The 23,476-nt window shown below is 43.8% G+C and carries 19 protein-coding genes; 14 read left to right on the top strand and 5 right to left on the bottom strand.

Annotated features, from left to right (window positions below):
• The first annotated feature begins 21 nt into the window (after window positions 1-21).
• The 6 genes from ACEN2L_RS10255 to ACEN2L_RS10280 are packed head-to-tail and all read left to right on the top strand — an operon-like array spanning window position 22 to window position 5,456.
• On the top strand, window positions 22-1,017 hold the full coding sequence (locus ACEN2L_RS10255; RefSeq protein ID WP_306020262.1) for a fumarylacetoacetate hydrolase family protein: 996 nt from the start codon (window positions 22-24) through the stop codon (window positions 1,015-1,017).
• The gene (locus tag ACEN2L_RS10260) at window positions 1,017-1,805 is read left to right on the top strand and encodes a cyclase family protein (RefSeq protein WP_441743529.1); all 789 of its coding nucleotides are present in this window, start codon (window positions 1,017-1,019) and stop codon (window positions 1,803-1,805) included. Before ACEN2L_RS10255 ends, ACEN2L_RS10260 begins: the two co-directional genes overlap by 1 nt.
• Window positions 1,806-1,862: 57 nt before the next feature.
• Window positions 1,863-3,023 (top strand): alpha/beta hydrolase family protein, encoded by a 1,161-nt coding sequence (locus ACEN2L_RS10265; RefSeq protein ID WP_441743530.1) that lies wholly within the window; start codon window positions 1,863-1,865, stop codon window positions 3,021-3,023.
• 10 nt (window positions 3,024-3,033) lie between these two features.
• Complete coding sequence (locus ACEN2L_RS10270) at window positions 3,034-3,960, top strand: VOC family protein (protein WP_441743531.1); 927 nt, start codon at window positions 3,034-3,036, stop codon at window positions 3,958-3,960.
• A gap of 6 nt (window positions 3,961-3,966) precedes the next feature.
• The gene (locus ACEN2L_RS10275; protein WP_441743532.1) at window positions 3,967-4,329 is read left to right on the top strand and encodes a Rieske (2Fe-2S) protein; all 363 of its coding nucleotides are present in this window, start codon (window positions 3,967-3,969) and stop codon (window positions 4,327-4,329) included.
• Complete coding sequence (locus ACEN2L_RS10280; RefSeq protein WP_306020268.1) at window positions 4,326-5,456, top strand: FAD-dependent oxidoreductase; 1,131 nt, start codon at window positions 4,326-4,328, stop codon at window positions 5,454-5,456. The genes ACEN2L_RS10275 and ACEN2L_RS10280 overlap by 4 nt, the downstream gene beginning before the upstream one ends.
• A gap of 64 nt (window positions 5,457-5,520) precedes the next feature.
• Here the strand turns inward: ACEN2L_RS10280 and ACEN2L_RS10285 are convergent, their stop codons facing one another.
• The gene (locus ACEN2L_RS10285; RefSeq protein ID WP_441743533.1) at window positions 5,521-6,006 is read right to left on the bottom strand and encodes a cupin domain-containing protein; all 486 of its coding nucleotides are present in this window, start codon (window positions 6,004-6,006) and stop codon (window positions 5,521-5,523) included.
• A gap of 194 nt (window positions 6,007-6,200) precedes the next feature.
• Here ACEN2L_RS10285 and ACEN2L_RS10290 point away from each other — a divergent pair, with 194 nt between their 5' ends.
• Complete coding sequence (locus tag ACEN2L_RS10290; RefSeq protein ID WP_441743534.1) at window positions 6,201-7,139, top strand: NAD-dependent epimerase/dehydratase family protein; 939 nt, start codon at window positions 6,201-6,203, stop codon at window positions 7,137-7,139.
• Between the two features lie 9 nt (window positions 7,140-7,148).
• Here the strand turns inward: ACEN2L_RS10290 and ACEN2L_RS10295 are convergent, their stop codons facing one another.
• Window positions 7,149-7,634, bottom strand: coding sequence for a MarR family winged helix-turn-helix transcriptional regulator (locus ACEN2L_RS10295; protein ID WP_306020272.1), 486 nt, complete (start codon window positions 7,632-7,634; stop codon window positions 7,149-7,151).
• A 436-nt stretch (window positions 7,635-8,070) separates the two neighbouring features.
• Here ACEN2L_RS10295 and ACEN2L_RS10300 point away from each other — a divergent pair, with 436 nt between their 5' ends.
• A complete protein-coding gene (locus ACEN2L_RS10300; RefSeq protein WP_441743763.1) occupies window positions 8,071-9,027 on the top strand; it encodes a PDR/VanB family oxidoreductase in 957 nt (318 codons plus the stop codon).
• A gap of 23 nt (window positions 9,028-9,050) precedes the next feature.
• Window positions 9,051-10,124 (top strand): Rieske 2Fe-2S domain-containing protein, encoded by a 1,074-nt coding sequence (locus ACEN2L_RS10305; protein WP_441743535.1) that lies wholly within the window; start codon window positions 9,051-9,053, stop codon window positions 10,122-10,124.
• A gap of 109 nt (window positions 10,125-10,233) precedes the next feature.
• Here ACEN2L_RS10305 and ACEN2L_RS10310 read toward each other — a convergent pair whose 3' ends face one another.
• Complete coding sequence (locus ACEN2L_RS10310; protein WP_441743536.1) at window positions 10,234-10,440, bottom strand: hypothetical protein; 207 nt, start codon at window positions 10,438-10,440, stop codon at window positions 10,234-10,236.
• A 631-nt stretch (window positions 10,441-11,071) separates the two neighbouring features.
• On the opposite strand from ACEN2L_RS10310, the gene ACEN2L_RS10315 reads away from it, so the two are divergent.
• A complete protein-coding gene (locus tag ACEN2L_RS10315; protein WP_306020276.1) occupies window positions 11,072-12,046 on the top strand; it encodes a DNA topoisomerase IB in 975 nt (324 codons plus the stop codon).
• Window positions 12,047-12,292: 246 nt separating this feature from the next.
• Here ACEN2L_RS10315 and ACEN2L_RS10320 read toward each other — a convergent pair whose 3' ends face one another.
• On the bottom strand, window positions 12,293-13,300 hold the full coding sequence (locus ACEN2L_RS10320) for a LacI family DNA-binding transcriptional regulator (protein ID WP_306020277.1): 1,008 nt from the start codon (window positions 13,298-13,300) through the stop codon (window positions 12,293-12,295).
• Between the two features lie 489 nt (window positions 13,301-13,789).
• Here ACEN2L_RS10320 and ACEN2L_RS10325 point away from each other — a divergent pair, with 489 nt between their 5' ends.
• From ACEN2L_RS10325 to ACEN2L_RS10340, 4 genes are all read left to right on the top strand, one after another.
• Entirely contained in the window at window positions 13,790-16,111 is a 2,322-nt protein-coding gene (locus ACEN2L_RS10325; protein WP_441743537.1) for a TonB-dependent receptor, read from the top strand.
• Between the two features lie 116 nt (window positions 16,112-16,227).
• Window positions 16,228-18,555 carry a glycoside hydrolase family 3 C-terminal domain-containing protein gene (locus tag ACEN2L_RS10330; protein WP_441743538.1) on the top strand — a complete coding sequence of 776 codons (2,328 nt, stop codon included), beginning with the start codon at window positions 16,228-16,230 and terminating at the stop codon, window positions 18,553-18,555.
• Window positions 18,556-18,678: 123 nt separating this feature from the next.
• Entirely contained in the window at window positions 18,679-20,310 is a 1,632-nt protein-coding gene (locus tag ACEN2L_RS10335) for a carboxylesterase/lipase family protein (RefSeq protein ID WP_441743539.1), read from the top strand.
• A gap of 108 nt (window positions 20,311-20,418) precedes the next feature.
• The gene (locus ACEN2L_RS10340) at window positions 20,419-21,312 is read left to right on the top strand and encodes an alpha/beta hydrolase family esterase (RefSeq protein ID WP_441743540.1); all 894 of its coding nucleotides are present in this window, start codon (window positions 20,419-20,421) and stop codon (window positions 21,310-21,312) included.
• Between the two features lie 114 nt (window positions 21,313-21,426).
• Here ACEN2L_RS10340 and ACEN2L_RS10345 read toward each other — a convergent pair whose 3' ends face one another.
• Window positions 21,427-22,620, bottom strand: a complete 1,194-nt coding sequence (locus ACEN2L_RS10345; protein WP_441743541.1) for an MFS transporter — start codon at window positions 22,618-22,620, stop codon at window positions 21,427-21,429.
• Window positions 22,621-23,476 lie beyond the last annotated feature (856 nt).

Consider the following 23,476-nt stretch of genomic DNA (forward strand, 5'->3'; position numbering starts at 1 on the left):
AAAATAAGCCGGATCCTAAGTATGAAATTAGCTTCGCTAAAAACAGAACATCCAGATGGCAAACTAGTGGTGGTTGCAAAAGATCACGGCAGCTTTGTTGACGTGACTGATATTGCTCCAACCATGCAATTCGCACTCGACAATTGGGCAAGCTGCAGCGAAGCCTTAAAGGCGAAGTATAAAAGCCTGAATGATGGTCTTGAACCTAACAGTTCGACTTTTACTAGTCAGTCGACTTATGCCCCTTTACCTCGCTCGTGGCAGTGGTTAGATGGTTCGCTTTTTCTTAATCACGGCCATTTGATGCAACAGGCTTTTCATCTTGATCCTATCGCTGATGCAGACAAATATCCGCTGGTTTATCAAGGTGCCGGTGACAGTTTTCTGGGCGCTAAAGATGACATAGTCGTGGCTGACCTAAAACACGGCATTGACTTTGAAGGTGAATTTGGCGTGATTGTGGATGCCATTCCTATGGGCAGCTCTGCCGAGTATGCGCTATCTAAAATTCGTTTGGTGGTGTTGCTCAATGACATCAGCTATCGCGCCTTAGGCCCCCGAGAAATGAAAACTGGCTTTGGTTTTGTCCAAGCAAAAGGGGCAACGGCTTTTGCTCCCATCGCCTTAACCCCAGATGAGTTAGGTGAATCTTGGCAAAATGGTCGAGTATGTTTGCCTTTACAAGTCAAAAGAAATGGGCAAGTTTTTGGTGAGCCGCTGGGGCAAGAAATGCATTTTGGCTTTCATGAATTAATTGCTCATGTTGCGCAAACTCGCCCAATTAAAGCGGGTACCGTATTTGGCTCGGGTACAGTATCAAATGCCGATCCTGCCAAGGGCCAAGCCTGTATTTCAGAATTACGTGCTAAAGAAATGATCCAACATGGCGCGCCACAAACACCGTTTATGCAACAAGACGAAGTGGTAAGTTTTAATGCTATTGATGCAAGTGGTAACAGTGTATTTGGTGTAATAGAACAGCGCGTGACCCTCAGTCCTGCTAGTGAGAGTATTTAATGTTTAATCCAAGAAATTTTACCATTGTCGACCTATCCGTCACCTTAGATAATAACCCTTATACCGATCCACCTCCTTTGTTACCTAAAATCGATTATATGGATCACCAACAGGGCTGGCCTGAAATGGGCGCCATGTTTCCAGGTTTAACCAAAGCGCAAATGCCAGGTGATGAAGCCTGGGCGGCGGAACGTTTAGATATCACTACCCATAGCGGTACCCACATGGATGCGCCTTGGCATTATGCTTCTACCACTGATGGTGGCAAGCCGGCTTTTGGTATTGATGAATTGCCTCTTGAATGGTGTTTTCAGCCCGGCGTAAAACTGGATTTCAGGCATTTGGAAGACGGTTACATCGTTACCGCCCAGGACGTTGAAGATGAATTGGCCCGCATAGGTCATGACCTACAACCACTGGATATTGTGGTGGTGAATACCCGTGCAGGTGAGTTGTTTGGTCAGCCTGGCTACCTTGATGCGGGTGTTGGCATGGGCCGCGAAGCCACCATGTATTTATTAGAGCGTGGCGTAAAAGTAGTGGGCACTGATGCTTGGAGTTGGGACGCCCCCTTTAAATTTACCCGCGAGCGTTTTGCTGAGTCTGGAGATGCGTCAATCATCTGGGAGGGTCACAAAGCCGGTCGTGATATCGGTTACGGACAAATGGAAAAACTCAGCAATTTAGAGAGTTTGCCTTCCACTGGATTCTTGGTTAATTGTTTCCCTTACAAAATTAAACACGCGTCAGCGGGCTTTTGCAGAGCCGTTGCATTAATTGAAAAATAACAAAGCTATACAAATTAGCCTGTGTTTTAAGGCTAACAAGTAAAAAAGGATAAAAAGATGTTTAAGTACTTTCCAACCAACTATGTGTGGAATCTATCAGTTAATCTAGCCATAGAAATGGGCTCTCGTATCGGTGAGATTGAAGAGATGTGTGGCCCCTTGCAAGATGCCGCTAAATCACCAGATAAAGAAGGTGTGCAAGCCTTTAGAGACACCTGGGCCAAGATGTCCGACAAACTTTGCGGTTTAGCAGAAGAAGATTTAGCAAAAGGGCGCACCTTATCAGCAGGCTATAAATATAATCGTGCTGCTACCTATCTTATTACCTGTGAGCGTCTTCAGGCCCATGGCGCCCCTGGCAGAACAGAGCTGTATAAGCGGTCCTTAGAGTTATTTGAAAAATCCATCGAGCTTAGTAAAGAAAACTGTGTACGCGTTGAAATTCCCTATGAAGGCAAACACCTATCTGCCCTGTATGTCAGAGCCGAAGGAGTAGAAGGGCCAGCGCCCATCTTGATCCAAATTAACGGCCTTGATTCCTCCAAAGAAATGAAATACCGCGTGGGTTTACCAGGTTGGTTAGCTGAGCGTGGGGTTTCATCACTAGTTTTAGATCAGCCTGGTACCGGTGAAGCCTTAAAATTACAAGGTTTGCATGCACGGTATGACACAGAACATTGGGCCAGTGTGGTGGTTGACTGGCTAGAAAAACATGATGAAGTAGACAGCAAACGCATAGGTATGGAAGGCGTGTCTTTAGGTGGTTACTACTGTCCACGTGCCGTCGCGAATGAGCCTAGATTGGCCTTAGGTTGTGTGTGGGGTGCTAACCATGATTGGCGTGATGTCCAAAAACGCCGCTTAGAAAAAGAAGGTGACTTCCCTGTTCCGCATTATTGGGCGCACGTGCAATGGGTATGGGGCGCTAAAGACATGGACGACTTTATGAAGATTGCTGAAAACGTGCACCTTGATGGCCAAATAGAAAAAATTAAAGTGCCGTTTTTGGTGACGCATGGCTTAAAAGATTCGCAAATCCCTCTTAAATGGGCCGAGCGCACTTATGATCAGCTAGTTAATAGCCCTAAACGTGAACTTAAAATATTTACCGAACGTGAAGGTGGCGTGCAGCATTCAAGCTTTGATAACAGTTCGAACGCTGGTACTTACATCGCTGATTGGGTTGCAGAAACCTTTAACGAATTAAAACAAAAGTAGGATCTCCAGCATGAATATTATCGGACCAGACAAACTTATTTTTGGCGTTGACGATGTCGCAGCGTGCAAGCAATTTGCCCTTGATTACGGCTTGGTTCCCAAAGATGAGCAAAATTATGTCTCTTTAGATGGCACTGGCATTGAAATCTTGCATAAAGACGATGCGTCATTACCCGCCCCTTTACCCAGTGGCTCTATGTTGCGTAAAACGATTTACGGTGTGGCTGACCAAGCAGCCCTAGACGCCATTGCAGCTGAGTTATCTAAAGACAGAGAAGTACAGACTTTAGCCGATGGCAGCATTGAAGCCCTTGATGACTTAGGTTTTGTATTGGGTTTTCAAGTCACTATCCGTCAAACCCTTGATTTACCTGCCGAGGCCATTAATGCACCAGGTGCGGCTCCTCAGCGAGGTGTGAATCTCACAGGTGTAAGTAAAGACTTTACGGCGAAACCACGCAGTTTGTCGCACGTTGTGTATTTTGTGCCTGATATTGAAAAAGCCGAAGCTTTTTATTCAGAGCGTTTAGGCTTTGTGACAACCGATCGCTTTACGGGTACAGGGCCCTTCATGCGTCCCGCGGGCACCCTTGATCACCATACTTTGTTCTTTTTAAAAACCCCGCCCTTTATGCAAGGTGTTGAGCATTTTACCTTCCATATGAGCGGTCCTACCGAAGTCTCACAAGCTGGGTATGCCTTGGTTGAAAAAGGCTATCAAAGTTTCTGGGGACCGGGTCGTCATATCTTTGGCTCGAATTGGTTTTGGTATTTCAAAAGCCCCTTTGGCTGCAATATTGAATATGATGCAGACATGGACTTACACGATGATAGCTGGGAAGCGCGTGAAGCCTTGCCGGGTGCGGATAATTCGCAAGTGTTTTTATTACAATCTCGCGAAAAATGGGCGCCAGGCGGACCTCCTGGAAAGCCGTAAATCTTCATGGGTAAGTTATGGTTAGGCAGTGTCAGTGACATTGCCGATGGGCAAGCAAAAGGTTTCGATCCCAATCATTCGGGCAGTGATACCTTTTTTATCGTGCGCCAAGGCAACGAACTGTTTGCCTATGTGGATATTTGCCCGCACTACAACGACACCTCATTACCGTGGAAGCGGCATCACTATCTCGATAGTGCCAGTGATTATATTGTGTGTGCAGCGCACGGTGCTTTGTTTGAAATAAACAATGGCGATTGTGTACAAGGCCCGTGCAAGGGGCAAAAGCTGAGTAAGATCCCATTAGAGGTTTCATCCCAACAAGAAATTTGGATAAGCCTAACAACAATTAAGGAGTTCAATTTATGAACCCAAGCGTAAGTAAAGTATTGGTTATCGGTGGCGGCTTTTCCGGTATGTCAGTGTGCATAGAATTACGAAAATACGGCATCGAAGTTGATTTGGTTGAAATTGATCCAAATTGGCGCGCAGAAGGCGCTGGAATCAGCATTGGTGGCGCGACTTTACGCGCCTTCAAAACCCTCGGTATTCTGGATGAGTACTTAAAAATTGGTAGTGCTCATAGTGGCTTAGATGTTCATGCTCCTCATGGCGTGCATCTAGCCCATATTCCCACCCCGCTGATTGGTGATCCTGATATCCCCAGCTCCGGCGCTATTATGCGTCCGGCGCTTGCCAAGATATTGGCAGAAAAAACCAAAGCCTCTGGCGCTAATGTTCGTCTTGGTATTACCTTTACTGAGATTAAGCAGGGGATAGACGGTGCCGAAGTGACCTTTAGCGACGGCACAATGTACACCTATGATCTGGTTATTGGTGCAGATGGGCTGTACTCACAAGTGCGCAAAACGCAGTTTCCAGAAGCGGCCGAGCCTAAATATGTTGGTCAAGGCGTATGGCGCGCGGTATTGCCTCGCTTGCCTGAAGTCAACAATACCATGATGTGGGTAGGACAACATATTAAAGCCGGATTAAACCCCATGTCGAAAGACCAAATGTATATGTTTGTGACCCAAGACAATGCACCAGGAACGTGGATAAAAGGCGAAGAAGCCTTAGTAAAACTAAAAGACATTATGCAAGCATTCCCTGCTCCAATGTTGCAGCAAGTGGCAGGCATGTTGGATGAGCATTCTTATATTAACTATCGCCCCCTTGAAAACTTATTAGTCCCCACACCATGGTACAAGGGCAGGGTAGTGTTGATAGGTGATACCGTACACGGTACGACACCACATTTGGCTTCTGGCGCCTGTATTGGTATTGAAGACGCTATTGTTTTGGCTGAAGAATTAGCGCATAAACCTTCACTGAATGAAGCGCTAGAAACCTTCCAAAACCGCCGCTGGGAGCGTTGTAGGATGGTCGTCGAAAACTCTGGTCGTTTAGCCCAAATCGAAATAGAAGGGGGCGACAAACAAGAGCATATGGGCATTATGCGCGACAGTATGATGGCTTTGGCTCAGCCGATATAAGAGTGGTTTAGTGTTAAAAAAGCTTATGTTGCCTAGCAACAACATAAGCTTTTTATACAATGTACTAAGGTTTTAGTTCAGTCAATGACTGGCCATTGTGTTGATATGGCTTGGCTTCAATCAGAATAAAAATAATTCGGCAGGTTTGGGTAAGGCTAGGGTTACGCCACAAATGTATGGTGCCTTGCTGCACAATAACATCGCCAGTTTTGAGTAATTTGGCAGCGCCACAATCGAGTTCTAATTCTATTTGTCCGTCAATGATAATGCCGTAATCGATACTGTTGGTGCGATGCATCGGAGACGCTTGACCGGGCAAAATATCGCAGACGCGGATCACCGAACCGCCCTGTAAAGTCAGCCCTGCATCGCGCAACATACCATCGCTTTTATCGTTTAAGTTAGCAGGCACCTCTTCGGTGGTCCATAGGGTTAACATTGCGGCATCACCAGAGGGAATGAGTGTTACTTCATGCTGTTGATCATCAATAAAAACCGCTTCACCATAAGCATTGTGGCCCGTCACGACTCTGCGTGTTTTGTTATTCATTGTTGCCTCTATTTCACCAAGAAAATACTGAACTCTACTAAGGGGACGGGCAAAAGTAACATCTTTTAATCTGATGCTTACTATTGAAAAATTCGTCGCAGTTGGTGACTTTTTGTTCTGTCGTTTTGTTATGTTGTCGTCAAAAATGGGTATCAAATTTCGTCTGAGAGCGTGTTGTTCAGGATTAAAAATTTATGAAAAAAGCATTCATTACTGGCGCTGGTGGTTTTATTGGCAATCACTTAGTTGAATTATTATTATCATCAACCAACTGGCATTTGACCCTATTCGATACTTATTTAGCGAATAGTCGGTATAAGAAAAATTCCCGAATCACTTTAATTACAGCAGATTTATGCCAATCTGATGTACTAGCTCAAGCGCTGATTAAACCTTACGATTATGTATTCCATATGGCGGCTTTACCTGGTGGAAGTGCTGAACAAAATCCACAACTCTCTCGCAAAATTAATCTAGACGCCAGTCTGTATCTATTTGATTTACTCGCTCAGCATGGGCATTGTCCACGGCTTGTGTACAGCAGCACGATCGCTGTATTAGGTGCGCCGATGCCTGAGCAGGTAGATGATCTCTCGCCAATTGTACCCGCAATGATTTATGGCACACACAAAGCAATGATTGAGCTGGCGTTAGCGGACTATCATCGACGTGGTAAATTAGATGTAGTGAGTATTAGATTGCCGGGCATTTTAGCCAGACCTATGAGCAGCAACGGATTAAAATCGGCATTTTTAAGTCATGCCTTTCATTTATTATCCGCAGGAAAACACTTCACATCGCCCGTCTCCCCACAGGCAACAATGTGGTTAATGTCGGTGCAACAATGTGCACACAACCTGTTGAGGGCGGCGCAACTGGATAGCCACTTAATGCCGGTAAATCGAGTAGTGACCTTGCCAGCTTTACGTGTTTTGATGCTGGATTTTTTGCACGAAATTGTCAGTCAAACTCAACAACATCAGTCACTGTTAAGTTGGCAGCCGGATGCTCAACTTGAAGCTTTATTTGGCCAGCAACCACCTTTAACAACCACTGCGGCCGATAAAGCAGGCTTTAAACACGATGGTGCATTGCAAACATTAGTCGCGAGGGCTCTTAGTATATGCACTTAAATATTTTGTTTATAAATCCGGCTCGTAGGCGTTAGCCCGTTTTACATTACTATTTAGTTTGTTTAATAAATTTACCAGTACTGCCAATTCATATTCAGACACTTCATTTAGTAATAATTTTTCTCGTTCTAGAGCGACGACGAATACTCGGTCGTGTAGGTTTGCTCCTTGGTGAGTGAGTCGAACAAGTGAAGAACGTCCATCTTGCTGATCTTTTACAAAGCTAACATATCCTGAGGCCTGTAGTTGCTTTAAAGCGCGGCTTACCGCAGCTTTATCCAGTCCAATGACCTGACAGATCCGATTGGCTGAGATATCAGATTCTACTTTTAACATGGCTAATACACGCCATTCGATAACACCAATATTAAAATATTTTCGATAACAGTTCGAAGCACCCGCTGAAAGCTTATTAGATAAAGAGGTTACTAAAGCGGGTATGTATTGTTCTAAATCTAATTGCTTTTTAGCTGAATCGTCTTTATTAGGTCGCATCTTTTATCCTGACATTGATTGAGTTTAAAAGCTTACTTGCTGTTGTAGCACATGCAAATACTTTTACCTGATATGGCAAAACCTGAACTACTTAAACTGAACTCTGGTTTAGCCGCGGCTCTCAATAACGCTCTTTTTACGCCTAGCGGCGTTGGGTTTTCTCGCAATACCAAGCTATTGCATACGACACCCCGCCTTGCAACCCACAACAGTTTTGTCTCCGAGTGAATATCACCTCGGGGGGGGGACCGTTAATCTTTCGTATGCAATTGAAATGATAACAACACATCTTATTCAGAGTTCAGATGACTTAAAAGCGCGCAAACGTTAGTTTGAGATGTTTTAAGTTAACAAATTATCAACAAACTAGTTGATATATCAACTAGTTTGGCGCAATATACACCTATGGCCTTATGCTTAGGTGGAGTAAAAAGTGATGTTAAACCTGCAAATTCGCAGTAAAACCCCAGAAACAGCCAATATTGTAAGTTTTGAATTAGAACGTTCCGATCAGGGGGAGTTACCACCGTTTTCTGCAGGTGCGCATATTGATGTACAAATAGCGCCGAAAATTGTGCGTCAGTACTCCTTATTACCGCACCCTGATAAAGAACATATTTATAAAATAGCAGTATTAAAAGAGGCGCAATCTAGAGGCGGTTCACAGTTCCTGCATGAGTCTACTCAGGTTGGTGACACACTGACTATCTCAGCGCCAAGAAACCTATTTCCGTTGAATTTAGACAGCCAAAAAGTCCTACTATTTGCCGGTGGTATCGGTATCACGCCCTTATTAAGTATGGCCTATGAGTTAGACCGAGCGGGTATCGACTTTGAGTTGCACTACCATGTCAAGCAGCAAAGTCACATTGCATTTTATCAAGCCTTAAAAGACAGCACTTTTGCAAGCAAGGTGTTTTTCCATTGTGGTTTAAGCCCTACAGAAAAAGAGCAAGTGGTTCAACAAGCGTTGAGTACAGCGACTAACAAGCGCGCATTATATACCTGCGGGCCTAATGGATTTATGGACTATATTTTTGCGACTGCACGTGCTTTGGGATGGCTTGAACAACATATGCATAAAGAGGTGTTCAGTGCAAAACCGCTAGATGACGATAGAAATGACGGTTCGTTTGAGCTTTTCCTAACGCGTTCTAATTTGCAGTTGCATGTGCCAGCAGACAAAAGTGCATTAGAAGTGATTGAAGATGCCGGCGTTGAGATTGACGTGTCCTGCGAACAAGGTATCTGCGGCAGTTGTTTAACAGCTGTGAGCTGTGGCCAAGTTGATCATCGAGACCAATTTTTAAGCGAGGCAGAAAAAGCCTTGCACAATCGTTTTACCCCTTGTTGCTCTCGTGCTTTGAGCCCCTCGTTAACAATAGATCTATAAATACCTGAACCGGAGTCATAATTATGTCTACAAGTCATGTAAGCCCCCAATCTGAACCTGTGTCAAAGGCTTCTGAATTTCCTCTAGATACGTGGTATGTCGCTGCTCAAAGTAAAGAGTTAAGCGATAAACCGCTGGCGCGTACACTGTTGAATCAACCAGTCGTACTTTTTCGTACCGCAGATGGCAAGGTCAACGCCTTAGTTGACCGCTGTTGTCATCGTCAACTTCCCTTGTCTTGTGGCACCATAGAAGCGAAGGGATTGCGCTGCGGATATCATGGCTTACTCTTCGACGGTATTGGTAAATGTATTGAGATCCCAGGACAAGAAAAGATCCCCAGAAAAGCGCAAGTTGGTGCTTTTCATGTGGTTGAGCAAGACGAGCTGGTATGGATATGGTTTGGTGCTGACACCAACAAAGAGCCACTGACGTCACCACCACGTTATCCTTATCATTCTGAACCTGGTTTTGTGTTTGATGGTGACGTTTATCACTATAATGCTCCTTACCAATTGGTGCATGACAATCTACTTGACTTAAGTCATTTAGGTTATGTGCATTTACACACTATAGGCGGAGACGCCAACACTCATATGAATGCACAAATGGATGTGACCACTGAAGGGGATAGTGTAAAGGTAGTCAGATACATGCGTAATTCAACACCACCACCAACCTACTCTGCAGCGTATCCATTTAAAGATAAAATCGATCGTTGGCAACAAATTGAATTTTTTGTTTCGCACCTAAGAATTTGGACGGGTGCGGTAGATGTGAATACCGATGCGGTAGATGATCCTAATAGAGGCGGCTTTCATATGCGCGGACTGCATTGCGTTACTCCAGAAACCTCTGAAAGCTGCCATTATTTTTGGACCATGGCCACAAATCCAAGCACAAATATTGAAGAAACCAAAGCTAAAGTAGTAGATCAAACTCGTTTTACCTTTGATGAGGATAAGATAGTGATTGAAGCTCAGTTTAAAAATATGCAGAAATTTGATGATCAAAGCATGATTGATATTCATGTGGACACGGGCGCAAATCAGGCCAGAAGGATCATTAAAAGATTGTGTGAGGGCGAGACTCTTTAATAAATTGCTTAGTTTGGTAGATAAAAGAGCAACTGAGCCTCAACGAGCGGAGCTTACTATATAGGCATGTTGAGGCGCAGGTAAATGTATAAGTCATATGCTAAACCTCTCAACATTGTTTGTTACGATGTGCTTTTACCTTAGCTTTTAACGTTTTCCAACGAGTAGTGGTCTTTTTTGCATCTTGAGCCCCATTCGCCCGTTTATTTACGTCAAATAAATAAGGACTAAAAAATTGTGCAGTTAAGCCTGAGAGGAGCATTGCATCGATTTTTTCACGGGGGTATTGGCTTTCTATTTTATCAACATCTTTCATCGTAAAATCCTTCCTTATGGTGATTTTGTAATTTTATTACAACATATGGTAAGGGCTTTTTCAGAGAATTCAATGCCTGCTAAGATAGCTAAAATTGTTAAATTACTAACAATTTAGCTATTTTCAGGCGCATTCTGTTACTGTGTTGTTACATGTTCATGTTTTAAATGACGTTTGCTATTTTGTAATTTAATTACAGTATGTGCACCAAGCCTTAGCAGGGAGTGACTCACATATCATACAGCCCAAGGTTCTTTCGATTTCATTAACAAAAGTTATTTCAAAAAAATTGAAAATAATGATTGAACTGCCAATTATTGTCAGCCAACGCTAGATAAAACGCTATTCAGCAAGGGGTTTATGGCAATAAGCCCAGGAATACTCGGTTTACATCAAGAAAAAAATAACGACTCAAGTGGTTTGTTACTCTCCGTTACTTTTGTCACATCAGGTTTTATTGTTCTGCTTTGTCCATCACTTAATCATTGATTGCTGCTTTAGTGCAATTTGTGTTGGGCAAGCGTATAACAACACGTTTTTTCGTTTGGTACGCTCTGTGCTTTGCCTAGGTACAGAAAATGGGCTCGTCGCTACAGCAAGGGCCAAATAAACGCCGGCGAAAGGAAAGATAATGGAACTCATCTACGTAGACGATAGCTTACCCGGTATTAGTCGCAGATTAAAAAACAAGCATTGGCAGTATATTGATCCCATGGGTAAGGTGATTAAAGACAACACCCTTATTAGTCGTTTGAATGGTCTAGCGTTTCCACCTGCCTACAAGAACGTGTGGTTTTGCCCTGAAGAAAACGGCCATATTCTTGCCACCGGTTACGACAGTAAAGATCGTAAGCAGTATCGTTATCATCCTATATTTACAGAGCAGCAGGATGCAAAAAAATACCAAGCTTGCAGTGTGTTTGGGCGCAAATTACCTTTGCTCCGAGCTCGCTTAGATGAAGCCCTGCAAGGCGATAGACTCGACTACGAACGCACCTTGGCGGCAGTGGTACGGTTAATGGATTTAGGCGCAGTGAGGGTAGGGAATGAGCGTAATGTAAAGCGTAATAAAAGTTATGGCGCCACTACACTTAGGGCCCGACATGCAAAGCTGACAGGCAAAACCATTCGCTTAAAATATCGTGCTAAGTCAGGCAAAGAGCGTGAGGTCAATATCAGCGATAGGGTGCTGAGCGCGGTGATAAAAGAGCTACAAGATTTACCGGGGCAACACTTGTTTCAATATATTGAAGACGGCTCCCGCTGCAATGTCAGCTCGACAGACATCAATAACTACATTCAAACAATAATGGGCGATGAATTCAGCGCTAAACATTTCAGAACATGGCGTGGCAGTGTCATTGCTTTTAAACAACTTTACAACGCCAAAGGTGCTTTACGCTTAAACAGTATGTTAGATGAGGTTTCAACGGTATTGGGTAACACACCGACTATTGCGCGAAATTCGTATATTCATCCCGACATTATTGCTTTATGCAAAGAAGCTGAAAACGATCAAGAACATTGGCGTAAACACTTTATATTACCCCGTAAAACCAAATATTTAAGCCGGTATGAGCGGGGGTTATTAGCCTTTTTATGCTAATTGGTCGTTGCGTTTTTACACGGTAACGCTTAGTTATTACACATTGAACTGTGATTAGGGTAATTTTGAACGTGAGCCAAAACGTCTTACTCTGTTTTTATCACAGCCTTATCAGGGGAAAATGTAGGATGTGCTATGTAGGCATCGCACATGGGATTATTTTAATGCAAGTAGAGTGTGGTCACGAGTAAAAAAGATAAGCAGTTAAGGGCAAACAAGGGGGAAAGTTCGTTATTTCCCTCTCTGCTATGAAGATTTGACTGCCGCTGTACTGCCGCGCACGATTAAGTCCGTGGGCAAAAAATAAGGCCGCAATACACTTTCTGGCTCATATTTACCGTCTATTAGATTACACAGCAACTTCATCGCACTAGAGCCTAATTCTTTGGCTGGTTGACGAATAGTGGTTAAGGGGGGCTCACAGTATTTAGCAAATTCAATATCATCAAAGCCCACTACGGAAATATCTTCAGGTATCCTTAAACCCTCGGCTTTTAAGCCTTGGATTATACCGATAGCCATTTTGTCACTCATGCTAAAAATAGCAGTAGGGCGGGGCTGCATGTTGATAAATTCTTTGGCAGCATTAAGACCACTTGTTACTGAAAAGTCACCCTTAATAATGAGCTTGTCAGACAGTGGAATGCCCGCTTTTTGTAGTGCGTTTTGATAACCCAGTTTACGGTGAACAGTGGCATGGATAAAATCTAAACCGGTTAAGCAGCCAATATGACGATGACCTAAGGATACTAAGTAGTCAACTAGCTTTTCGGCAGCTTTAACATCGTCTACTGTCACTACCGGTGAGGGATTGTTTTCCACATAATCACAAAGAGTCACAATATTATCGATGCGTGTTCCATTTTTTTTATCTAAACGTTTTTGTACTTTAAAATCTATGATGCCCTCAACAAGGCGGGTTTCTAACATTCCGTAACATTTGCTTTCTTCATCTTTAGATTCCAGCGCATCAACCAACAAAACGGTATAACCCTTAATGCGCGCTATTTCCTGAATGCCTTGAATAACATCGAGAAGAAACGGGTTGCCCAATGGCGCCAATACCAAGATCGAGTAGGAGCGGGATTGGGTAAAGTTACGGGCTAATAAATTCGGTTTGTAATTAAGTTGCTCGATGGCCTTCATGACTTTGTCAGTGTTCTTTTTAGACACTTTTTCGGGGGCACTGAAATACCGTGATACCGTTGCTACCGACACGCCAGCGAGTGACGCCACCTCTTTTATATTGGCCATAATTTACTTCATATTAATCGTTCTACCTTTGCATTATACCCATTACCGAAGCGTAATGTAAATTTGTAATCGATTACAAATTTGATGTATCGGTTTTGTGGATAGCTTATATTTAAAATTAACATGGCTTTTGTATTTTCCGTTTATGACCTTTTCAGACTTGCTTTTTAAGTGATTAATATATTGATATTATTAGTTTTTACTTGGCTTGGTAATGGTTTTAATTTGTTAATTAGGTGTAACTAAAGTGTGTTCATTGTAATAAATAGTTTGAAATCAAAAATGTAATCAATTACATTTTGTTTCGTTGCTAATCGAGAACAGACGAGAACATGCAACGCTACTCGGATTTGAAGTCACGGTACGATGCTGACTTGGGGAATCGATAAAAATGATTGTCAGCTGTTGATTGGTTCGAAGTGAAAACTTCAGGGTTGAGCCAATGAAACAACTGATTATTTTGTGAAAGAATAACTATTGGAAAGGTTTATGAATCACCCTAAAAAAACACTATTAAGCACCCTTATCGCAAGCGCTTGTGCCTCTTTTATGGCTGCTACTCCATCGGCTTACGCGCAAGAAACACAATCTGAAACACCTAAAAATTTAGAAGTGATTGTCGTTTCATCAACTCGTACAGGTACCGATTTAGCAAGTACGTCTGCAGCGGTTACGGCCTTGTCTGCCAAAGCCTTGGCTGATTCAGGCATTACTGATCCAACCAATTTACAAGACCAAGCGCCGAATATTTCAATAGATCGGGCAGGTTCAAGTGGTTTGCAAATTACTATTCGTGGTGTGTCGAGTACAGACAACACGGAAAAAGGTGATCCTTCCGCAGCGTTTTTACAAGACGGCGTTTACATCGCCAGACCTCAAGCACAAGAAGTGTCGTTTTTTGATTTAGACCAAGTCGAAATACTACGAGGTCCACAAGGCACCTTGTATGGTCGAAACGCCACAGCCGGTTTGATTAACGTCATCTCTGCTAAACCTACTATTGATGAAATGTACGGCTCTTTTGATGCCACCCTGGGTGATTATGGCCGCCGCCAAGCGACCGCCATGTTAAATGTGCCTATTTCCGATAAAGCTGCTATTCGCGCTGCAATCAATGTAGACAGACGAGATACCTATTTAAATAAACACCTCGAATCTTCCTATGACATTGATCCCGGTAAAGATAATATGTCAGCCCGTCTTAGCGGCTTCTTTGAACTAAGTGATGATGTATCGCTACTCGTTAGAGGTGATTATTCTTCGATTGAGGGCAGTGCGCGCAGTGATGTTAAACTTTCAAACTTTTACGATGTGCTCAATACCTTTCCGCCAGAAAGTGGCAAAGGCGTAAATCCAACTTATATCGCAGACCAAAAAAGTTCTGATGAGTTACGAACGGTGGGTTGGCAGGATACGATGCAACGTACCAACGATAATTCAACATGGGGCGCCATGGCTGAGTTAAATTGGACAATCAATAGCCAGCTTACTATGACCTATCTTGGCTCATACCGTGAGTTTACGCGCAGAGAGGATAACGTAACAGGCTACTTAGGCAGTGTAGTATTGCCTTTTGGTATCATCGATATCAGTAATCCACAATTGTTTCATGGTGACTACGAGCAAAGTTCAAATGAACTTCGTTTTACCTATGTGACTGATTCCATGAACTTGCAAGGTGGTATTTATTCGTTTTCAGAAGAATCAGCGGTTAAGTTTTTAATTTATCAAGGTGAAGAAGGCCAAGACGGGTATATATTTGGTTTTCCTCAAGACCCAACCAAATCGGATTCTGTTGCCATATTTGGCCAAGGCAGCTTTGATTTAAGTGACAAACTTAGTTTAACTGCGGGCGCTCGCTACACCCAAGACGAAAAGTCTCGAGTCGGTGCAGTAGTCAATCACGTGACGCTTGAAGAAGAATTAAATTTTACCTATGACCCAGTGACCAATCCTATTCCAGATTCGCTAAACAATGCCGAAGTTGACTACAATGAACTCACCTGGAAATTAGGCCTAGACTACGATGTTAGCGACGATATTTTACTATACGGCTTGATATCTACTGGCTACAAAGCAGGTGGCTTTAATGATGGTTGCACTGAAGGTATGCAAGATTGTAATAGTCCCTTACCCGAGGAAGCACTTTATTATGATCCAGAAACCTTAACCGCCTACGAACTGGGCCTAAAATTAGACTTGGACAACGGCTTACGAACCTTTATCAACGTGTTTCACTATGATTACCAAGACTTACAGTTAAGTAATGTGTCTGAAATCTGTGGTGGGTCTTGTCAAGTCACTAGTAACGCCGGTAAAGCAGAGGTGGACGGCATTGAACTGGAGTCGCGTTATTACATTACCGCTTACGACAAACTCAATGTGGCCTTAACGTGGCTAAATGCTGAATATACCGATTACCAGCTTAACGACACGATTAATCTAAAGGGCGAAAAATTAAACCGTTCACCGGAATATACCGCCATCGTCAGTTATCAACATATTTTTGAAATGGAAAATGGCGCGGACATCGAGTTTGATATTTCAAGTCGCTGGAGTGATGAATATTCCATTTTATCTACCAGTTCTGTTTCGCAATTTGTGCAACCTTCATTCCATAAAACCGATGTAGCCTTGACTTACCGTGCGCCAGAGCGTGATTGGTATGTACAAGCCTATGTGAAAAACATCGAAGACGAGCTAACCGTATCAAACGCTTCTTTTGGCCCCGCTTTTCCGGGTTTAGCTGATGGTACGCTTACCTTCTCTGACCCGCGCACTGCAGGGGTTCGTTTCGGCTTAGAGTTCTAAGTAAAGTAGTTAAAAATTGCTCGCCTATGTCAGGCGAGCTTTTTGCGTTAATGATGAATCAATCGTCGTAACACAAGCTAGTGTCTATAAAATTTATTCAGGGTGAGTAACTCAATATGATAAGAAAAATAAAAGCCAATAAACCCAAATCAATTGCTTTTCGAGCAATATGGCTCTCGTTGTTTGTGGCAAGTTCCATGTCCGTGTTACCTGCCTTGGCGACTACCACACCGAAGTTAGGACAGGCCTCATTAGATGAAGTGATTCAAGCCTTGAGTTTGGAAGAAAAAGTCAAACTGGTTCGCGGTACCGGCATGAACATGGGCGACAGCGGCCCAACAGTAGGTCAAACTAAAGATAAGGTGCCAGGTGCAGCAGGTACCACTTACGCTATTCCGCGTTTAGGCATTCCCTCTATTGTACTGGCTGATGGCCCAGCGGGATTGCGTATTGCACCTACTCGTGATGATGACAAAGATCATACCTATTATGCTACCGCGTTTCCTATCGCTAATTTATTAAGTTCAAGCTGGGATCTGTCTCTAGTTGAACAAGTGGGGCAGGCTATTGGTGCAGAATCAAAAGAGTATGGGGTAGATGTGCTGTTGGCCCCTGCGCTGAATATTCATCGCTTTGCTTTAGGCGGTCGAAACTTTGAGTATTATTCAGAAGATCCTTTACTCAGCGGTAAAATGGCGGCTGCCATGGTGCGCGGCGTCCAATCACAAGGGGTGGGCACATCGCTTAAGCATTTTGTAGCCAATAACCATGAGTGGAACCGCAACACTATTGACGTACAACTTGATGAGCGTGCACTGCGTGAAATTTATTTACGGGGTTTTGAAATCGCGGTCAAAGAAAGTCAACCGTGGACAGTCATGTCCTCGTACAACAAAGTTAACGGTGAATACACCTCTGAGAGCGCCTATTTACTGACTGAGGTCTTGCGTGACCAATGGGGCTTTAATGGCGTGGTGATGACTGACTGGTTTGGCGGCAAAGATGCAGCCCAGCAAATGGCAGCGGGCAACGACTTGCTCATGCCGGGCATGGACTATCAAGAAGGGATGATCATCGGTGCCATTAAAAGCGGTAAATTGGATGAAGCAAAACTGGATCGCAATGTAAAAAACATCTTGCAACTGGTGCAGGCTAGCCCCGCATTTAGCCAATATGCCTACAGCAACAAGCCTGATTTAATCAAACACGGCCAACTGTCTAAAACAGTTGCTGAAGAAGGCATGGTGCTATTAAAAAATAATGCTCAAACCTTGCCATTACAGGATAAACAGTCATTGGCCTTGTTTGGTAATCATTCGTTTGATGTGCTCATCGGTGGCACTGGCAGTGGTGATGTTAATGAAGCTTATGTGGTTACGTTAGAAGACGGCCTAAAAGAAGCGGGAATTGAGTTTGAAACCGGACTCGCTTCGGCCTACAAAGCCCATATAAAAACAGAAGACGCTAAACGTCCTGTGTCGAATAACCCTCTCGCAGCCTTTATGCCAAAACTAGCCCTAGTGGAATTCGGCTTAAAACAGGAATTGTTGCACGCATCGGCACAAAAATATTCTGCTGCCTTGGTTACCATTGGTCGTAGTTCAGGTGAGTTTGTTGATCGCCAGCAAAGTGATTTTTATTTAACCGAGCAAGAGCGCGCCATGCTCGACATGGTATCCAGTGCATTTCGTCAACAGGGCAAGCCTGTGGTGGTGATTTTGAATGTAGGTGGCGTAATTGAAATGGCCAGTTGGCAAGACAAAGCCGATGCGATTTTACTGGCCTACCAACCCGGTCAAGAAGCGGGCAATGCCATTGTTGATCTGTTACTGGGCCACACCAATCCATCAGGAAAATTGCCCGATACTTGGCCACTCGATTTACCTGACTATCCCGCCGCGAAAGAGTTTCCCGGTACCGTGCTTGACCCTGAGGCAAAGCCAGAAGGCATGATGCAAACCGTGCCAGCTAAGGTGACTTATGACGACGGCATCATGCTTGGTTATCGCTATTTCAATACCCAAAACGCTGAGGTGGCTTATCCCTTTGGTTTTGGTTTGTCGTATACCGACTTTACGTATTCTGCCATTTCATTAAGTAGTCAGGTATTTAGCGATAAAATTGTGGCGCAAATCACGGTTAAAAATAGCGGTAAGGTGGCAGGTAAAGAAGTGGTGCAAATCTACGTTTCAGCGCCACAAACTAACTTAGTCAAACCTGAAAGTGAACTCCGCGCGTTTGCTAAAACCACACTGTTACAACCAGGTGAATCCGAAGTACTTAGCTTTGAACTCAGTGCACGAGATCTGAGCTCATTCGATCAAGAGCATAATATGTGGCTGGCACAAAGCGGTGAATACGTGCTTAAAGCAGGTACGTCTTCACGGGAGATTCTGCAAAGCGCCCGCTTTAGTCTACCAAAAGACCTCGCTATCAAACCGTAAACCGCTTGGTTTTTTAAAGCAGTAGTAATAAAACAAATGCAGATTGGTTGCTATGCCAATCTGCATTTATCATTTTACAGATAGGCCACTAGTTACTAATGGCGCTTGTCTAGGAGAACCACTATGCAAAAAATTCGTTCGACTCGTTTCATCATCGTACTTTGCTTGAGCCTCGGTTTATTGGCTTGTGAGGCCAAAGAAGCCAGCGTTGACCCACTCCTTGTGAACACTGAAGCCGGTTTAGTAAAAGGGACATTACTGCACGGTGCGGCTCAGTCAGTAAGAGGCTATTTAGGTATTCCATACGCCCAAGCGCCGGTGGGCGAGCTACGTTGGCAGCCTCCGCAAAAGGTTACACCGTGGCAAGGCATCAAAGATGCCAATCATTTCAGTAATGACTGCATGCAAATTCCTTTTCCAGGTGATGCAGCGCCACTGGGTGAACCGGTCAGTGAAGACTGCTTGTATTTAAATATTTGGGCGCCAAACACCGATGAACAAGACAAATTGCCCGTAATGGTATGGCTGCACGGTGGTGGTTTTGTTAATGGCGGGGCATCACCCTCAGTGTATAACGGACAAGCTTTTGCAGAATCTGGTGTGGTCTTTGTCAGTTTGAATTATCGCCTTGGACGATTTGGTTTTTTTGCCCATCCTGCACTTAGTGCAGAAAACCCTGATGGACCCACAGGTAATTATGGTTTTATGGATCAAATTGCCGCTCTTGAGTGGGTAAAAAATAATATCGCTAGTTTTGGTGGCGATGCCAACAACGTGACTTTGTTTGGTGAATCGGCAGGTGGACGTTCGGTTAATGCGATGATGCTGTCGCCCAAGGCGAAAGGATTGTTTCATAAAGCCATTGTGCAGTCCGGCGGCGGTCGCAGTGAGTCGAATGGTTCAGTGGTGTATTTGGACAAAGAGGGTAAAGGGGCTAAACCTTCTGCCGAGCAAATTGGTGTGGCCTTTGCCACGAGTGTTGGAATAGACAGTGAAGGTCAACAAGCCATGGCTGAGCTGCGTGCTTTACCGGTGGAAAAAGTCCTAAGTGGTTTAAATATGGCCTCGATGAATGTGCCCACTTATAGCGGGCCGATGATCGACGGTAAGGTGGTGCTTGAAGATGACGAAAGTGGTTTTACAGCCGGTCATCAAATGAAAATTCCCTACTTTGTTGGCAGTAACGACTTCGAATGGGGTTTTTTGAAAGACTACAATCCTCATGGCGCCCAGATGATTGCTAAAGGCGCGTTGGCGCAAGCCTCTGATCCAAATGCTTTTTTAGCGGCGTACCAGCCCTTTGTTCCTGAGCAAAACGGACAGGTTAATATGGCCTTTTTAGGCTCTATGATTTTTGGGGATCGCAGTTTTGTGGAGCCTGCGCGCTTTTTAGCACGCCAAACCAGTAAAGTGGGTCAAGCCACGTGGTTTTATCGCTTCACCTACGTACCGACTAGTTTAGAAGGTAAGGTTGACGGTGCGTATCACGCCAGTGAAATACCCTTTGTTTTTGCAAGCGGCACCGCACGTTATGCCGATGATTGGAGTGAAGCAGATAAACAGGTATCCTTAGTCATGCATGATGCGTGGGTTAATTTTGCGAAGGTGGGTGACCCATCGTTGGCAAATGCCCCCCCATGGCCTGCATATACTCAGGGCACTGAAAACGTGATTGAATTTAATGTTACAGGAGCGGTGTTGAAACACGACTCACTCGAAAAACGCCTTGACCAAATTACGGCCCTAGTAAAATAGCTAGCAGCGTAAATCGTTACCTGTAGTAAAGCCTGTTTATTATGTTGATTAACTACATTATAAGCAGGCCAATAAGCTGATGACCGGCAGATTTTATAAGGACTCTCCATGCGCATGTATATCGTCAACTCCCTTTACGCTCTTGTTTTATTGATCAGCTCTAGTGGCTTAGCCGCAGAGCAAGCGCCCTATAAAAATATTCAAGTAGATAATGATCTGCGTCAGTACCGATTATTTGTACCTGCTTCGTATACAGATAACACGCCCTTGCCTTTGGTGTTGAATTTTCATGGCACCAGCAATACGCCTGACAGGCAAGAAGCATTGTCGGATTTTGAAAAGCTAGCCGAAAAAGAGCGGTTTATTGTGGTAACGCCACTTGCACTATTTACTCGTACAGCAGGTGGCCCTATTACGTGGAATGCAAACAAAAAACCGGGCCCTGATGATGTCAACTTTATCACTTTGCTTCTACATCAATTACAACAAGACTGGGCCATAGATAATAAACGTATTTATGCCACTGGTTTTTCTGGTGGGGCGAGAATGAGCAGTCGATTAGGCTGTGATTTAGCCGATAGAATCGCCGCCATTGCGCCTGTTGCAGGGCTGCGTTTTCCAACAGATTGTCAGCCCTATCGCTCTGTACCGATTATGACCTTCCATGGTGAAAAAGACGGCATCAATCATTTTATTCTTCGTGAAGATTCACCGGTGTATTGGACGATGGGCGTCGAAGACGCTTTAGCTGGCTGGATCAAGCATAATCAGTGCAACGCACCCGTGCAAACAGCGCTATCATCGTCTTTAACAGAGTTTGCCTATCAAGGATGTAGTCACCACGCAGATATTGTTTTTTATCGCTCCACTGAAGCGGGTCATACGTGGCCAGGCAGCCCGATGGCCGAACAAATGTTGCGCTTTGGATTAGGCAAAACCGAGGAAAGCTTAGCTGCGACAGACCTAATTTGGCAGTTTTTTAAAGCGCATCCCTTACCGTAGAACGGTAGTTAAATATGCAAACTAGCGGTAATAAAAAAAGCTGATGAGGTTAAGCTCATCAGCTTTTTTTTAGCGCCCAAATAGTCTTAAGTGGCGCTCAGGTGAATGAAGAATTTAGTGACTCACTAAACCTTTTGCCCCTTTTAATCTGCTTGCTGCAATTGCAGCGCCAATAAGTGACAGCCCTGCAATCAACATTAACACTGCTTCTAAGCTACCCATCTTATTTTGCAAGGCTGCGACAGCGATAGGCGCGGCAAACTGTCCAAAAAAGAAAACGCCAGTCCACAGACCGGTGCCACGGCCACGAACGTTGTCAGGCAACAAACTTAAAATCCATGTCAACATGGTGGGTAACAACATACCACAACCAAAACACGCTACGAACAAAGAAGCAGATGTGACTAGAAGCGAGATAGACAGGCTTGCACCGACATAGCCCAAGGTGGCCAGTAGCAAGCCAATGCAAACGAGTTTGGGTCCAGATGCTCCTTTGAGCTTACTAAAGGTTACTGAGCCTAAGGCGACCCCAATATTGGCTGCTGCACCAATACCACCGATAACAGCAGGTGACACGTCGCCGACTAATTGTAATATCACGCCTAGCTTCACAATAATGGTATAAAAAATTAAACCGACAAATAAGGTAGTAAATAACAACGGCAATACGGTTTTAATCGGAAATTTAGCTGAATGACTGACAGCAGTACGCAGATGTTTCACCGGTTCAAATAATACGATGGCGCACAATAAAGCGATAGGTAGGGCCAGTAAGTAAAGTAAGAATGGGCCGCGAGAACCCAGTACTTCACCTAATAAACCACCAACAGCAATTAATATAATCGCACTTAAACTGACGCTGGCGATTTGAATAGCAACCCAACGTTCACGGGCTTTACCTTGGAAATAGTCTCCAATTAATGCGGTCGCTACTGTCATGATCACGGCTTCAGCTATACCTAACACCACGCGGGTCATGATGATGTGTGGTAATTCAGTTAAAAAGAAGGGGACCAAACCAATTACTGCATAAATAATCAACGACATTATCAGCAGCGATTTTCTTCCAGTTTTGTCTGACAGTAAACCAGCAATGGGAGAAAAAAGGGCAACACAAAGTGCAGGGATGGTCATGGCAATTGGTACTAAAAATTCTACGCCCTCTACACTAGCAAATTCTTGTGTGAGTAATGGAAGCACAGGTACCAAAGAAATAATCGCCATAGCTGGCATCACAGCGGCAAGGGTCAAGATGACCCCATGTCTTGTTTGCGCTGTTTGGCTGGTGTTTGGAGGTGTGGTGTTCATTTGTTGTTATCCAATTATTATTTAATAGGTGGCAATACCATTAAACAGGTAAGTCAAAAACATGTGAAAATTATGTGATGAATTTGTGCATAATGAAAATGGATTAAACTGATTTAATGTATCTAGGAAATCGATTGTTAGCGACTTACTAATCTGTCTTTGTATGGACTGCACAACGAATCATTTAGACAGTAAAAGATGATTGCTTACCTCAAACCGAATAATACTATAGTCAACTATTGCAGGGAGTTGCAGCGTTCCTGACTTAAGTGCATGGTTTAGGTTACACCCACTATATTTCCTAGCTTACACCACTTGTTTGTATATGCCTAAGGTTACTAAGGTATTGGGTTTTCGGGAGTCGACTTGGGTATTTTTCTCCTTTTACTTCAATAGCTTGTGAACATGATTGATGCCGAGTTGTTGTCTAATATCTTGTAAGTCACAGTAGAGCTTACGATAGCGATACACATCGCCTGATTCGAACAAAATGCCACATTGACTAAGGGAGTATGGTATCTGCTAAATGGATAGTTAATATCAATATATTCGATTTTATCAATTCATACATTTCCATTATGTTAAATAAATGAAATTAAATCGTTATGAATAAGTTGGCTTTGCTACTAAATTTTAACATGCAGACTATTTCATAGTATTGAACATTACATACACGAGTTTGGCACAGCAATAATTATTGGGGACTTCACATGAAACTAAAAAAGCTATCTTTATATTTTCCGCTTCTGGCACTTTCAGCACTATCACTTCAAGCGGCAGCGCAAGAGACCGCTAACCAAGAAGCAGAGGCTGATGAAAGCATTAGCATTGAAACAATTATGGTCACCGCCCAGCG

The organism is Flavobacterium sp. W21_SRS_FM6 (assembly GCF_052119645.1).
Lineage (GTDB): Bacteria > Pseudomonadota > Gammaproteobacteria > Enterobacterales > Alteromonadaceae > Paraglaciecola.

Excerpts from the sequence above, each read along its gene's own strand:
- ACEN2L_RS10330 (WP_441743538.1), top strand. The coding sequence starts at position 16,228 with ATGATAAGAAAAATAAAAGCCAATAAACCCAAATCAATTGCTTTTCGA.
- ACEN2L_RS10315 (WP_306020276.1), top strand. The coding sequence starts at position 11,072 with ATGGAACTCATCTACGTAGACGATAGCTTACCCGGTATTAGTCGCAGA.
- ACEN2L_RS10300 (WP_441743763.1), top strand. The coding sequence starts at position 8,071 with ATGTTAAACCTGCAAATTCGCAGTAAAACCCCAGAAACAGCCAATATT.
- ACEN2L_RS10310 (WP_441743536.1), bottom strand. The coding sequence starts at position 10,440 with ATGAAAGATGTTGATAAAATAGAAAGCCAATACCCCCGTGAAAAAATC.
- ACEN2L_RS10320 (WP_306020277.1), bottom strand. The coding sequence starts at position 13,300 with ATGGCCAATATAAAAGAGGTGGCGTCACTCGCTGGCGTGTCGGTAGCA.
- ACEN2L_RS10290 (WP_441743534.1), top strand. The coding sequence starts at position 6,201 with ATGAAAAAAGCATTCATTACTGGCGCTGGTGGTTTTATTGGCAATCAC.
- ACEN2L_RS10285 (WP_441743533.1), bottom strand. The coding sequence starts at position 6,006 with ATGAATAACAAAACACGCAGAGTCGTGACGGGCCACAATGCTTATGGT.
- ACEN2L_RS10280 (WP_306020268.1), top strand. The coding sequence starts at position 4,326 with ATGAACCCAAGCGTAAGTAAAGTATTGGTTATCGGTGGCGGCTTTTCC.
- ACEN2L_RS10265 (WP_441743530.1), top strand. The coding sequence starts at position 1,863 with ATGTTTAAGTACTTTCCAACCAACTATGTGTGGAATCTATCAGTTAAT.
- ACEN2L_RS10255 (WP_306020262.1), top strand. The coding sequence starts at position 22 with ATGAAATTAGCTTCGCTAAAAACAGAACATCCAGATGGCAAACTAGTG.
- ACEN2L_RS10325 (WP_441743537.1), top strand. The coding sequence starts at position 13,790 with ATGAATCACCCTAAAAAAACACTATTAAGCACCCTTATCGCAAGCGCT.
- ACEN2L_RS10335 (WP_441743539.1), top strand. The coding sequence starts at position 18,679 with ATGCAAAAAATTCGTTCGACTCGTTTCATCATCGTACTTTGCTTGAGC.
- ACEN2L_RS10260 (WP_441743529.1), top strand. The coding sequence starts at position 1,017 with ATGTTTAATCCAAGAAATTTTACCATTGTCGACCTATCCGTCACCTTA.
- ACEN2L_RS10305 (WP_441743535.1), top strand. The coding sequence starts at position 9,051 with ATGTCTACAAGTCATGTAAGCCCCCAATCTGAACCTGTGTCAAAGGCT.
- ACEN2L_RS10340 (WP_441743540.1), top strand. The coding sequence starts at position 20,419 with ATGCGCATGTATATCGTCAACTCCCTTTACGCTCTTGTTTTATTGATC.
- ACEN2L_RS10270 (WP_441743531.1), top strand. The coding sequence starts at position 3,034 with ATGAATATTATCGGACCAGACAAACTTATTTTTGGCGTTGACGATGTC.
- ACEN2L_RS10295 (WP_306020272.1), bottom strand. The coding sequence starts at position 7,634 with ATGCGACCTAATAAAGACGATTCAGCTAAAAAGCAATTAGATTTAGAA.
- ACEN2L_RS10345 (WP_441743541.1), bottom strand. The coding sequence starts at position 22,620 with ATGAACACCACACCTCCAAACACCAGCCAAACAGCGCAAACAAGACAT.
- ACEN2L_RS10275 (WP_441743532.1), top strand. The coding sequence starts at position 3,967 with ATGGGTAAGTTATGGTTAGGCAGTGTCAGTGACATTGCCGATGGGCAA.